This window comes from Streptomyces sp. NPDC088785 (assembly GCF_044750685.1).
GTDB lineage: Bacteria > Actinomycetota > Actinomycetes > Streptomycetales > Streptomycetaceae > Streptomyces.
This window is the reverse complement of record NZ_JBIVKH010000019.1, coordinates 86317-99036: the sequence shown is the minus strand read 5'-3', so window position 1 is coordinate 99036 and position 12720 is coordinate 86317. Positions and strand designations below refer to the sequence as shown.

Genomic DNA, 12720 nt, shown 5'->3' with positions numbered 1-12720 from the left:
ATCGGAATCGTTATCCCCGAAACCGTGAGTGAAGCTGTCTTATCGCCACATCACCGGCGGCGCGGTTCTCCGTCGTGTCAGACCGGCATCACCCCACCGGCTCCGGCTGAGGCGCCGACTTGGATCGCGACTTCGACCTCGACTGCGGCGGCTGTACCTCTGCCTGTGGTTGCGGCTGTGGCTCGATCTCGAACGACACGTCGTCCTGGGCCTGTTGCGCCGGGTGCTCGCCTCCCCCGCCGGTCATCCGCCGCGTGGCGCGCCGGAACGCCGAGGTGCCGCGCGACAGATCGTGCCCGACCGTGCTCGCCTGGATGTCGGCCGACGTCCAGTGCTGTCCGCCGCGCTCCTCGTCCCGCACCTTCAACCGGCCCTGCACGATGACCGGTTCCCCGATGGTGATCGAACCCTGCACATTGGCGCCGAGCGGGCCGTTGGCCCACACCGTGAAGAAGTTGGTGTGCCCGTCCACCCATTCGTTGCGCACCCGGTCGAAGTGGCGCGGGGTCACCGCGAGCCGGAACCGGGACACCGGCCCGCTCGGCAACTCCCGGTAGACCGGAGTCGTCGCGACATTCCCCACCACCGTCAGCAGCGTCTCGTTCATGGCGTACGCCCTCCCCTGATCGCATGAAGACCGTCCCCGGCCGGCCCTGTCGACCGGCTGGCCTCGACGGCGGCCCGGGCCCTTCCCGAACCGCGATCCCCAGACTGCCCCCGTCCCCGACCCCCCGCAGACGCCTGTGTCCTACCGGCCGGTTGTGGAAATCCCCGTCACCCGTACGTACTGCTCCCGCACCTCCCGGTAGCGCAGCAGCTCCGCGGCGACCGGATCGAGGACCCGGGCCCGCCCGCAGGCCGCCGCGGCGTCCCGCAGCCGCCGCTCGGCGTCCTGCCCGTACCGTCGCGCCGGCCCCTTCGCCGCGAACCGGCACGCCCACTCGACGCACGGCCCGCCCACGATCCCGGTCAGCATCATCAGCACCGGCACCCCCAGATTGGGCGAGACGATGCCCACGATCTGCCCCAACAGCCACAGTCCGCCCAGCACCTGAAGCACCGTCATGGACACCTGGGCGAGCACCGCGACCGGCCACCAGCCGGGGCGCGGCGGGCGCGCGGCGGTGCCGGACGACGGTCCCGGCTGCCGCGCGCCCGCGTCCGGCGCGCCCTCCGCCAGGGCCAGCTCGTCGAGCGCCTGCGGCAGCCCTTCGGCGCCGCGCGTGGCCGCCTCCCGCACGGCCTGCCCCCAGGCGACGGGCAGCCCGGTCGCGGCCGCGTCGCCGACGGCCCGCACGGCGTGCTCGACACGCTGGCGGGCCGTGGCCTCCTCGTCGGCGGCGGGCGGCACGCCGGCCGGGGCGCTCGCGGTGGCGGCGCGCTGGGCCTCGTACCACCGCCAGAGCCTGAGCCACGGCGTGCCGCAGGCCTTGTTCGCGCCGCGCGCCCAGGCGCGTTCGGCGGCCTGCCCCGCCGCCGCCGCGCCGACCGCTTCGGCGAGCCGGTCGGCGAACTCCTCGCGGGCCGCCTCGCTGAGGCCGGTCTGCCGCCCCGCGGCGTACACGGGCCGCAGGCGCTGCGCGGCCGCGTCCAGGTCGGCACCGATCCGCCGGGCGGCCGCGCGCCGCTCGCCGACGAACTGGTCCAGGGTCTCGCGCAGCTCGTCGACGCCTTCCCCGGTCAGCGCGGACAGCGGCAGCACGGTGGCACCCGGTTCGCCGTGCTCGCCGAGCGCGATGCCGTCCTCGTCGAGGAGGCGCCGCAGGTCGTCCAGGACCTGTTCGGCGGCGTCGCCGGGCAGCCGGTCGACCTGGTTGAGCACGATGAACATCACCTCGGCGTGCCCGGCCATGGGCCGCAGGTAGCGCTCGTGGAGCATCGCGTCGGCGTACTTCTCGGGGTCGACGACCCAGACCACGGCGTCCACGAGGGCGAGCACCCGGTCGACCTGCGCGCGGTGGGCGGGCGCGGCGGAGTCGTGGTCGGGCAGGTCGATGAGGACGAGCCCGTCGAGGCGCGCGTCGCCGTGCTGCCCCTGGAGGGGCCTGCGCCGGGAGCGGCCCGGGATGCCGAGCCGGTCGAGCAGCCCTGCCGCGCCGTCGGTCCAACTGCACGCGATCGGCGCCGACGTGGTCGGCCGGCGCAGCCCGGTCTCGGACAGCGGCACGCCCGCGAGGGCGTTGAACAGGGTCGACTTCCCGCTCCCCGTCGCGCCGGCCACCGCCACGACGGTGTGCCGCGCGGAGAGCCGGCGACGGGCGGCGGCCTCGTCGAGCACCCGGCCCGCCTCGGCGAGGGTCGGCCCGTCGAGCCGCGTCCTGGACAGGCCGACGAGCTCGCGCAGCGCGTCGAGACGCTCCTTCAGCCGCCCGTCGTCGTGCGGTCCCGGGTCGGTCTGCGGGGCCGCCTCCAGGAGGTCGCCCGCCAGTCCGGCGGCCCGCCGCGCGATGAGCCCGTCGTCCCAGGCGCCGCCGCTTGCGGCCGTCTGGCCGGACGGTACGAGGTGTTGCCTGTTCTGCGACCGACCGCTCTGAGGCCGGTCGTTCGGGGACGGGTCGTTCTGCGACTGGTCGTTCTGAGGGGGCTGACCGTTCTGGGGCTGACCGTTCTGGGGCTGGCCGGTTCGGGGCTGACCGGTTCGGGGCTGACCGTTCTGAGGCTGGTCGGAGTACTCGGTGTTGTGGTCCGTGACGGCGGTCACCGCCCTCACCTCTCCTTCTGCAGCAGCGAAAGGGCCGCGATCAGTTCGGCCTGGGATTCCGGGGTGACGCCGAACCCGTCGATCGGCGTGAGCCGGCGTTCGCGCTCCGCGCCGAGCACGGTGTCCAGGTACTCGCCGAGCAGCCGCCCACCGCGGTCGCGCAGCTTCAGGGCGGCCTGGGCGCCGATGCGCTCGGCGAGGTGCTCCCCCGCGGCCCTGGCCCGCCGGCCGCCGAGCAGGGCGGTGGCGACCAGCGCGGCGACGCTCTCGGGCTCGGGCGGCGCGACGCCCTGCAAGTCGCCGACGGCCCGCACCTCTTCCTCCGCGTACTCCTCCAGGACCCGCCGCCAGCGCCGTACGGCCATCCCGATGCGGTGCTCGGCGCTCTCCAGCTCGGGGTCCCGGCCGGCCAGTTCGGGTGCGGCGCCGCCCGGTTCGCGCCGCCACGCCTCGTCGACGCGCTGGTCGGCGGCGCTGACGGCGCACAGAAGAAGCGCGCTGAGACTCTCCACGAGCGCGTCGAGGAGTTCTCCGGCCGAGCAGTCCAGCGGATAGCTCCGCCACCGCTTGAGGGCGTCTCCGGCGAGCACGCCGCCTCCCTGCAAACGCCTCCGTACGCGCGCGTGCTCGTTCTCGTACGCCTCCTCGACCGCGGTGGTGAGCCGGACGGCGGCCGAGTGCTGGGCGGCGACGGCGGCGGCCAGCTCCGGCATGCGGGCCCGGAGCGAGTCGAGGACGCCGCGCGCCGTGCGGGTGACGGCGATGGCCCGGGCGTCGGGGTCCTGGGCGCGGTGGGTGAGCCAGGCCCGCAGGGGGGCCACGGCGGTGGCGGGGAGCAGGCCGCCGTTCCCGGTGGACTCGGGCAGCTCGGGCACGGTGAAGCGCGGTACGTCGCCGAGTCCGGCCTTGGTGAGCAGGGCCCCGTACTGGCGCGACACTTCGGCGAGGACCTGGTGCGGGACGCGGTCGAGGACCGTGACCAGGCTGGCGTCGTACTCCTTCGCGGTACGCAGCAGGTGCCAGGGCACGGCGTCGGCGTACCGGGACGCGGTGGTGACCATGATCCAGACGTCGGCGGCGGTGACGAGCCGCGCCGCGAGGAGCCGGTTCTCGGCGACCAGGGAGTCGACGTCCGGCGCGTCGAGCAGCGCGAGCCCCGGCGGCAGGGTGCCCGCGGTCTCGACCCGGAGGACCTGTTCGCCCTCCTCCAGTACGGGGTCCAGCGCGTCGTCGTCCCCGTCGGCGGCCTCGTCGTCGGCCTGGCGGGGCACCCACACGCGCGTGAGGTCGGGCAGCACCCGCATCCCGGAGAACCAGTGGTGGTCGTCCGGATGGCAGACCAGCACAGGTGTACGGGTCGTCGGCCGCAGCACTCCGGCCTCGCTGACCACGCGCCCTACGAGTGAATTCACCAGAGTGGACTTGCCGGCGCCGGTCGACCCGCCGATCACGGCGAGCAGGGGCGCTTCGGGGGCGCGCAGCCGGGGCACCAGGTAGTCGTCGAGCTGGGCGAGCAACTCGTTCCTGTTGGCACGCGCGCGTGGCGCCCCCGCCAGGGGGAGCGGGAAGCGCGCGGCGGCGACACGGTCGCGCAGCGCGGTAAGTGCGTCGAGCAGCTGAGGCCGTACGTCCAAGGTCACCACATGCGAAGAATGCCCAATTTCGTGCGCTTTCTGAAGCATATGAGAGCACCTGCGCGCCGATAACACGCCAGAACAGACCAGGAGGCCCATCCGAAACCCTCCCCAGCCCCGTCGGAAGGCCCGGACAGCACCCCACAAGGCGCGTGATACGTCACAGGGAGCACACAGCGGGACGGAAGCGGAGACAGGGGGCGCAGGCATAACGAGTGCACAACACCCGTGGCTGGAGTCGCCAAAAGCGATGCGGGATTCGTACCTACCTGCGATTATCAGGACCGCTTCACTGAACCTCCACATCGAGTCGCGGAGGCGAAGCAGCAAGGACTGGGACTCGGGAGCCCTATCCTTGTCCCCGGCAAGGTCATGGATCACCCCCACATCCACCCGGCCGAGCCACCGGCCACACACCGGCCCCCGTAGCTCAGTGGATAGAGCAGGCGCCTTCTAAGCGCTTGGCCGCAGGTTCGAGTCCTGCCGGGGGCGCCTCTCAGAGGCCTCACTTCAGTGGGGCCTTTCTGCTGACCAGAGGCCCTTTACGTGCACATGCAGAAGCCCCGGCCTCTCCCCCGCCGATCATGGGGTGGGTCCGGGACTGTCCGGCTGAAACCGGGTCTCTGCGGGTCGCTGTGTCGAATACGTGTCGAAGTTTTCGGCGGCGGGGCGGTCGGTGGCTCAGTCGGAGTCGGGCAGGTCTTCGAGATCTCCTGCCGCTTCGAGCCGCCTCTTCAGGTCCGGCAACTGACCGTCGACGCACCGGGCGTAGATCGAAAGCAGCACGGGGACGCTGTTGCCTGCCCAGTCGGCCACCTGAGCGGGCGGGATCCCGTCGTTGAGCCACTTGGTCAGGCGGGTGTGCCGGAGGTCGTACACGCGCTTGCCCATGGGTGACTCGAAGACGTGCGGGGGCAGCACGGCCTTGCGGGCGCTACGCCAGGCGCGCCGGAAGACGGAGCCGGCGAGGATGCCGGTCTTCTCGCCCTGGAAGAGGAGATCGCCGGGCTTCAGTTCTTCGTCCTCGATGTGCTGGCGGAGGATCCGGGTCAGGGCGGGGTGCCCCGGGACGGTTCGCGTCTCCCCTTCGGCTCGGCCTTTGAGGTCGCGCTCCTCGTGGATCTCCCCCGTGTCCGTCCACTGCTTGCCGACTTCCGGAGTCGCGGTGTGGATCAGGAGTTCGCACCACTGGTCGGCGGAGTCGACATCGGGCAGTTTCACGTCGGCCACGCGCATGGCCACTGCCTCTTCGGGGCGCGGCCCGCAGTAGTACAGGGCGGCGAAGAACGCGTGCAGCCGCTTACCACCCCGAGGCCGCTGACGGATCCAGTCGAGAAGCGCGGCAGCTTGCGCCGGATTGATCAGGCAACGCTTGTCCACCGCGTTCGTGGTCTTGGTGGTGGTCGTTGCTTCCTTGCCCTTGGGGAGCGGGTTGGTGCGCAGGATGCGACGCCGGATCGCGTACTTCATGACGACGTTGAGGATCCGACGGTGGCGCTTACGGGACCAGGCTGCGGCCTGCTTGCCGTCGAGGCGCGTATCGATGGCCCGAAGGACCTCGTCGACCTTCTCGGGGTCCTCCCAGACCGAGACGGGCAGGGAGTTCCGCTCGACCCACCGCAGGATGCTCACGACGTCCCGCGGAGCGTCCGGCCGGCGGTTGACGTTGAAGGCCCACTCCCGCAGAGCTGTGCGCAGGGCAACGGGGTCGAACTGGGCAGGTCGAGCGCGAAGCAGGGCGATCGTGATGGCCGTAAGCGTCTTGGCGGTGTTCTTCCGGCTGTTGCCGCCCAGTTGGGCCCAGCGCGCATCCACGTACTGAACAGCGAACGTGTACCAGCTCATGGAGGCCGCCTTGGAGCGGTGCGAGACGGGAAGACCCGTCGCAATAACGAACCCCTCGCCCTTGCTGGTCGCCTGGATCAACTCGGAGCGGAAACCTTCGGCGAGTGCGACCGTGCCGAACGGCTCGCGCCAGGCCTTGCCGGCGACCATCCATCGCACCGTGTACGTGGTCTTGCGGGCGCCCTTGTACGTGAGGATCTTGTACACCTTGACGTCGTAGGTCGTCTCCATCAGGCGGCTTCCTCACGGTCGTCGAGCTAGAGACCGGGTAGGCCCAGGCCTTCCAGTCGTCTTGTCCGGCAGCGGCGGCCAAGTCGTGGAGGTGGGCGAAGGAGAGGGCTCCGGCGATGACGGCCTGGATGAGGACGGCGTCCGAGCGGAGCGCGCTGCGGGCCACCATGGGTCAGCCCTCCGTGGGGTCGTCGCCGTCGCGGAGCAGGGGCGGCAGAACCTCGATCGGGAGCGACAGGGCGAGCGCGGGAACGACGATGGGGATGAAGGCCGTGTCGGCCTCGTAGCGCCTCTCGTAGAGATCCAGCGCGCGAAGGAGGGCGACGGTGCGGGCGAAGTCCTCGTCGGCGTGCATGGGTTGGCCTCCTGTTTTCGGCATGGGCGGGGTAGGGAGCTGGCGCGGGGACGGTCGCGCCGACCGTGGAGCGGAGAGGGTGAGGCCGTGACCCGGCGGCTTTGGTGAGCGACACTGCAGCCGGAGAGAACGCGGCGACGGCGGGCCGGAAGGCGGCGAGCGCGGGCAGGTCCGGGGCGCGGTCGGCGTGGGCGTTGCAGAGGTTAACGGCGTCGCGCAGCGAGGTGTGCGGGGCGCGGATACGGGCCCAGCCGCCGGTCGAGTCAGCGGCGACGGCGATGCCGGGGGTGCCGGGTGAGATCTGGATGGCGGCGAGCACGGCGTCCGGAGAGATATCACCGAAGGCCATGTTGGCGCTGGTCTCGTCATAGATGCCGACCGTGCGGCCGAGCTGGGCGAGGCGGACAAGCGCGGTGATGATGCGGTCACGGCGGGCGAATTGCCTTCCGTAACCTTCCGTGGGCTGTCTAGTTGGGCGACCAGTCTTTGGGGTTAACCGAAAGGAGCCATGCCCCACAAGCAGTCAAGTCTAGATCGTACGAAACCCGCACGACTCCGTTCGGCAACCCAGCAGCGAAGGAATCGTTGATCAGGCGGGGGAAGTCATCCGTGACTTGGTAGAGATATTCCTCCACGACTCGGTAGGGGATCTCATGAGTCTTACGTTGGGCAGGGGTATAACCGCGCTTTCCAACTTTTTGCAGGAATCGCTCGCGGGCGGCCGGGTGGTTTCGCAGGTCCGCCGTCACTCTGTCCACGAGCTTGGGCAGAGTGTTGTTGGCAAGTTGATCCCGCGTCACGCGGAGACTGAAGAGGTGCAGCTCGCCAGTCACAGGTGCTGCCAGTTGATCCAGGCTTCGGATCGTGTGAACGCTGCCGGCGTCACCACTGCGCGCGGTGGCCTTAACCTCGACAGACCTGCACGGCCATTGGAAGTCGTGGCGGGACCCCTCGGAGGCTGTCCAAGCGTCTATGTTGGCCGGAGTCACGCCAGCCCACCGCACCAGGAACCACAGCTCCGCAAAAAGAGCCAAAGCGTCGTTACTTGTGAGGCGGCTCGCATCCACCCCCCAGAACCACTTCCACCGTTCGAGGACGTCGCCCACAGCGGCAGCCCTCTCTGCCCCCTGCAGGTCTCCTGCCTCGTGAATAATGTCGGCAGCCACAGCAGCGAAGGTCGTCACGGCTGCTGCTTCCAGGCAGGAAACATCTATATATTCGCTGACCGGTTGACCGGTCACTTGATGCTCTCCCACACGGACTTGTAGGCCTTTAGTGAGAGCATTTGGAGCCTGTGTGCCTGGTGGTACTTGTAGCAGCAGGTGGCAGTGCCCGTCGGCATCCACCGCGGCCCATAGATCTCCAGACGGCAGCTTTTCCGCAGATAGCAGGCCAGGCGCTGGAGCATCCGGAATCCTGCTCCAGATATTTTCTAGTTCGGCCGCGTTCACGGGCGCCTAGCCTTACGTCCGGCCACGTAGGACAGACTCCTCGGACTCGTGGAGTAGGGAAAAGAAACGGCGTAAGCCAGGACGCAATCGGGCCGCTCGGCTCGCTCATCGAACAGCCTACGGCGATTCTTCGCGTTCGCACCAATTCCGCTACTCGGATCGATTGGGTAGAGAATTAGCAATCCCTCCCGCGGCGACCGCTGAGACCTGAATGCGTCGCCGAGCGTGGTGAACTCCCCGGCCTTTTGCAATCTATTTGCCTCTTCAATCTGGGGCGACGTGAGTCCCTGCAGCTCATCCTCCGGCTCGGTCACAACACCAAGCGAGGAGGGATCCTTAATGAGCCTGCTGCGCTGGATCATGGCCACCTCAGGATGTCCCGAGATGCCCAAGTCAACTGTCTGATGCTCGCTAAGTTGCCTTCGAGCCGAGGATACCAACACTCGCCAGGATACGAGTTCATTATGTTGTGTCTGCGCCAGAATATAATTCGCGACGGACGGCACGTCGAAAGCGTTCTGATCGCTGAATTGGAAACGTTCGATGAAGCGGACTACTGCCTCGGCATTGACGCCTTCCCAACTCAGGCGACCTGGGTCTCCGCCGTATGGCTCCCCCAGTGATCCCATAAAAGTGCGAGCGGTCCGGAGGTTCTCACTGCACAGATTAAGAATCCTGGGATCGTCAAACGGGAAGCGGAGGGTCTGGATTTTCCTGCCATCGAAGGAGTCCTGTTGGAGCGAGGTTTCCTTCATCTTATTCTTGGCTGTCGGAAGCATTTTCTCGTGGCTACGGATACGCGGCGCCGCTTCCCATGGCGTGAGCTTCCGGCGGGCGTAGTGCTCGATCTGCCGTCGAAGCTCCTCCTCAATCGTAGCTAGATCGTGGAACCACGTAACGAGGGTCTGGGTACTGTACAAACGCGTTAGGTCTACGTAGTCGCCACGATAACCAAACCAGCGCCCCATCTGTAGGAGCGTGTCGTAGTAAGGGCTGCGTCTCACGAAGTATGAAATCAGGAGACCTTCGACAGTGACACCTCGGGAGAGCTTATTACCTCCGACCAGGACGGACTTCAGGCCCGGCTCAATCTCGAAATCGAGCTCGTCTTCATGGTTTGAGTTCAGAACCCGAACTTCTATCCCGGGGGTGAGCAGAGCATCCAGATGCTGCTCGATCTTCTCGAAAGGCGTGTCATTGTCCAGGTCCACCGAAGAAGTGAGCGGACGGAATTCTGTTTCCCATCGATCGCTTAGCACAGGCAGAAAATTCGCCCGATCATAGCGCCACTGCTGACGCATGTGGCCAAGCCCGGCGGTTATCTCGGCCGCAAGTTTATCCTGGGCTTCCTTGCGCATGTCGATGTGAACAAGCATGGTGCAAGGCTGATCGGCGCCACTTCTCTCCATTCTACCCGCAGCTGCCAGCAGAAAGTCCGTAAGAGCGCATTTTAGGCTGCTCGGGATTCTGGGGCTGTAAGGCTTTCGTTTCCCCTTCGGAGGAATTACCTGCTCCACCTCTACGTCCGGAACGATTCGAATGACGTCAAGTCCGTCGATCTGTCCGACCTCACCAGGGAGCTGCTCGCGACCGAACAGCCGGTCGGTGCCCACGTACTTCTGACCAGGGGGGTGGGGCAGGGTAAGAATGAAGTCCCGCGGGAAAAGGTCGTCCCCAACCTCGCGATCCTCGGCGTTGGGGTTGACGAGGATGTTGGCGAAAGGAGTGGCTGTATAGGCCACGTAGGAAACGCGCGCGAAACCGCGCAGGAGCCTCCTGATTCGGAGGTTGATCGCGCTGGGATCCAACTCGTCGTCCGCCGGCAGGTCGCCGTCAAAGTCCGCTGCCCTGAGGTCAAGTACCTCAGAGACTGGCTCGTCGTCGGGACGGTTGCCGCCTGTATTGACCGATGCCTGATCGGCCTCGTCGTCGACAACGAGAACCGGCACATGTTCGGGAACCTTGTTTTCGAGCCAGTCCAAAAGCCTGTCAAGGCGCGTTTTGTTCTTTTTTACCACCAGAATTACCTGGTTTTGTCCCTGTAGAGGTCCGACATTGACTCCCGGGTCGAAGTCGCCATCTAGATCGTCACGGGTCAACCAGGTCCAGTACTTCTCAGGGTCCCCCTGACCCACGCCCTTGGGGAACGGGACGTTTTCGTGACCGAGGTCGCGCTGAAGTCGCCTCTGAGTCTGCAGTCGAAGCGTGTTGTGAAGCCCTGAAAGCACGATAATGATCTTGTAGCCAGCGTCGGACGCCTTGGCGATCAGCGCGGAGAAGTTGCTCGTCTTGCCACTCTGTACGTGTCCCACGACCAGGCCGCGCACGCTGAATGGGTCCGTGTGCCGCGGGTTCTCCAGGTGGGCCAGTACCCGGTCGCTCGCAAGGTCGACGCTGTCAATCTCATAGTCTTGGCGGCGTAGTACGTGGCTAAGGAAGCGACGTTGGCGTGCCCAGTAGTAGCCCTCGGCGGTATCCCAATTTTCGGCCCAAGCCCTTGGCCCGCCCGTAGCGGTGAGCTCGGTTGGGCGCACGGTACGGATGATGGTGGTCGTTCGCTGCTGTTCCCAGTGGCGGCGAACGGCGTCGTGATCCTCGGGCGGCACGAGCCCCGGGTGCTGAGAGAGACTTTCCTCAAGGGTCAGGCTATCTCGGTCCATGATGGCCTTGAGGACGAAGAGGTGTCCCTCTATGCGGTTACCAACCGAGGTCATGCGCCACCTCCGGGGACATGGTGCGCAGGGCCGACAAGATCCGACTCAGAGCCTCATTCTCGCCAGCGTGATCGGCGGCAGCTTCCAGTGCCTGACGTGCTGACATGGAACCGGCAGCCGAGACCCGGGAGCTTGTGCCGACGCCCCGGTAGTTAGCCAACGTAGGTGAGAAAGTCGCGGGCCCGCTATTTGAGGACCGGTCACGGCCGGGCTTGCTGTGGGGTGGATGCACGCTGCGCGCTGGTGGTGCCGCTACTACGCCCGATGGTTTGGGACGTCTAGGCGGCGGGCTCGAAGGCCGTTGCTTCTGACGGTAGGCAGAGTCAGCCACCCTGCCCCATGTCTTCACCAGCGGAGCGATTTCCTTGCGCAGCTCTTCAGGAAGCGAGACTGATGCCTTGGCCACGTTAACTCCGAAGGAACTATCGAGCTCCGGGAAGAACTCAAGCGATATTCGGGCGAGTTTGGCGTGCTCATCGACAGCTCGCAGGCGGCACCAGCCACCAGACTGGATCAGGCGATCGGCTCGGTAGATGTAGAAGCCTTGCTGCCGATTCCAGCCCTTGGGTCCTGAAGCCCTCTTCCACGCGGCCTGCGAGGAGAATTGGTTTTGGTTGGGGAGCACAAAAGGACTCAGATGCACGATCCCGCTACCCTCTCTGGAGGGCACCTCTATGTCCTCCTCATGGAGGGCCGAGGCGTTCGACTCTGTGCGGCAGAACGGATCCCATGCTTCCACGGGGGTCCCATTTACCGTGATTTGAAGCGGATCTCGGTTGGCGACTTCTCCAGCAAGGAAACGATGGAACACCATACCCAAGTGCTCGTCGATGTCCTCAGCGTGAGCCATTAGCTGTTTCTTCGCCCACCCGCCGAATGGGTCCTGGTAGCGGAGAACTCGGTCGAGCCCTTCCCACAGGACGACCGTTCCAGCAGCCTCACCGAGCACGGACCTGCTCGGTTCGGGCAACTCGTCCGAGGACAGTCCGAAGATCTCCCAGTTGTCCACCTCCTCGATGTGATCGAGGTCGAGCTGACGTGCCTCCAGCACGGCACCAGGAGCGTCAGCGCGCGACACCACGGTCACCCGTCGACACTGAGAAGTTGATGCGGACTTGAGCCCGAAGCCGAAGCGCCCCAACTCCGTCCTGCCGTACTCACGGTCGCTTCCGTAGCGGAACGCCTCCGTCAAGGTCTCGGCGTCCATACCTCGTCCGTTGTCCGAAATGCGAATCCAAGAGCGTGTGCCGTCGAAGTACACAGTGATGTGCACAGCCGTCGCGTCTGCCGAGACGCTGTTGTCGACAACGTCCGCCACCGCATGACGCAGGTCGTAACCCAGGTTGCGAAGCGAAGTCAGCGTGCGCCGCGCTCGCGGCACCACTTGGATGGTCTTGCGTACAGCCACGAACGGCCCCCCACTCGAAACTCCCCCAATACTGCCATCTCTAGCGGACAATGACGACGAGTACTGCTGGCCAGCTAGGGGACTGTCCTGTAAGTGGGTCCAAGGGCCGACGGTCTTCGGAGGAAGACGAGCGGGGCCCTCTCGATGCAGACTCGCAGGACGCCCGCCAACCTGCGGGCGTCCACATCGCTTGCTCACAAGTTGGAGCCCTGCCAGTGGGTACCGCGGTGCATGTGTTTGACGCTCACTCGCAGACCGAAGCGCCGGACGGTGACGACAGAGGACCCCGGTTGGTCCCCGGAGTCCTCCGTGGCCCGTGCTTCGGCTGGTTAGCCAAATGCCGACAGCGAGATTCCTTCGTCGCCGCGTTCATGGCCGGCT

General features: G+C 66.8%; 8 protein-coding genes, 1 tRNA gene and 2 pseudogenes. 1 reads left to right on the top strand and 10 read right to left on the bottom strand.

The features are described from left to right. Nucleotides 1–88 precede the first annotated feature (88 nt). The 3 genes from ACIP5K_RS33440 to ACIP5K_RS33430 form a co-directional block, all read right to left on the bottom strand. Nucleotides 89–607 carry a single-stranded DNA-binding protein gene (locus tag ACIP5K_RS33440; protein ID WP_401415720.1) on the bottom strand — a complete coding sequence of 173 codons (519 nt, stop codon included), beginning with the start codon at nt 605–607 and terminating at the stop codon, nt 89–91. A gap of 141 nt (nt 608–748) precedes the next feature. After that, nucleotides 749–2701: a GTPase gene (locus ACIP5K_RS33435; protein WP_401415717.1), complete on the bottom strand. Its 1953-nt coding sequence runs from the start codon at nt 2699–2701 to the stop codon at nt 749–751. 5 nt (nt 2702–2706) lie between these two features. Then, the gene (locus ACIP5K_RS33430) at nt 2707–4344 is read right to left on the bottom strand and encodes a dynamin family protein (RefSeq protein ID WP_401415714.1); all 1638 of its coding nucleotides are present in this window, start codon (nt 4342–4344) and stop codon (nt 2707–2709) included. A 410-nt stretch (nt 4345–4754) separates the two neighbouring features. On the opposite strand from ACIP5K_RS33430, the gene ACIP5K_RS33425 reads away from it, so the two are divergent. After that, nucleotides 4755–4827: transfer RNA gene (locus tag ACIP5K_RS33425), tRNA-Arg, on the top strand. A 189-nt stretch (nt 4828–5016) separates the two neighbouring features. On the opposite strand, the gene ACIP5K_RS33420 is transcribed toward ACIP5K_RS33425, so the two are convergent. From ACIP5K_RS33420 to ACIP5K_RS33390, 7 genes and pseudogenes are all read right to left on the bottom strand, one after another. Then, nucleotides 5017–6411 (bottom strand): tyrosine-type recombinase/integrase, encoded by a 1395-nt coding sequence (locus ACIP5K_RS33420; RefSeq protein ID WP_401415712.1) that lies wholly within the window; start codon nt 6409–6411, stop codon nt 5017–5019. A gap of 28 nt (nt 6412–6439) precedes the next feature. Then, nucleotides 6440–6580, bottom strand: a pseudogene (locus tag ACIP5K_RS33415) (DUF2637 domain-containing protein); the annotation flags it as partial. Between the two features lie 3 nt (nt 6581–6583). Next, entirely contained in the window at nt 6584–6766 is a 183-nt protein-coding gene (locus ACIP5K_RS33410) for a hypothetical protein (RefSeq protein ID WP_401415825.1), read from the bottom strand. 94 nt (nt 6767–6860) lie between these two features. Continuing rightward, nucleotides 6861–7199: pseudogene (locus tag ACIP5K_RS33405) on the bottom strand (plasmid transfer protein); the annotation flags it as partial. 34 nt (nt 7200–7233) lie between these two features. Continuing rightward, nucleotides 7234–8217 (bottom strand): PD-(D/E)XK motif protein, encoded by a 984-nt coding sequence (locus ACIP5K_RS33400; RefSeq protein ID WP_401415709.1) that lies wholly within the window; start codon nt 8215–8217, stop codon nt 7234–7236. Beyond that, entirely contained in the window at nt 8214–10931 is a 2718-nt protein-coding gene (locus ACIP5K_RS33395; RefSeq protein WP_401415707.1) for a Z1 domain-containing protein, read from the bottom strand. The genes ACIP5K_RS33400 and ACIP5K_RS33395 overlap by 4 nt, the downstream gene beginning before the upstream one ends. Next, nucleotides 10915–12339 (bottom strand): ATP-binding protein, encoded by a 1425-nt coding sequence (locus tag ACIP5K_RS33390; RefSeq protein WP_401415705.1) that lies wholly within the window; start codon nt 12337–12339, stop codon nt 10915–10917. Before ACIP5K_RS33390 ends, ACIP5K_RS33395 begins: the two co-directional genes overlap by 17 nt. Between the last annotated feature and the right edge of the window lie 381 nt (nt 12340–12720).

What these genes read in the sequence shown, in the direction of transcription:
- ACIP5K_RS33440 (WP_401415720.1), bottom strand. Translation starts at nt 607, where the DNA reads ATGAACGAGACGCTGCTGACGGTGGTGGGGAATGTCGCGACGACTCCG.
- ACIP5K_RS33420 (WP_401415712.1), bottom strand. Translation starts at nt 6,411, where the DNA reads ATGGAGACGACCTACGACGTCAAGGTGTACAAGATCCTCACGTACAAG.
- ACIP5K_RS33410 (WP_401415825.1), bottom strand. Translation starts at nt 6,766, where the DNA reads ATGCACGCCGACGAGGACTTCGCCCGCACCGTCGCCCTCCTTCGCGCG.
- ACIP5K_RS33395 (WP_401415707.1), bottom strand. Translation starts at nt 10,931, where the DNA reads ATGACCTCGGTTGGTAACCGCATAGAGGGACACCTCTTCGTCCTCAAG.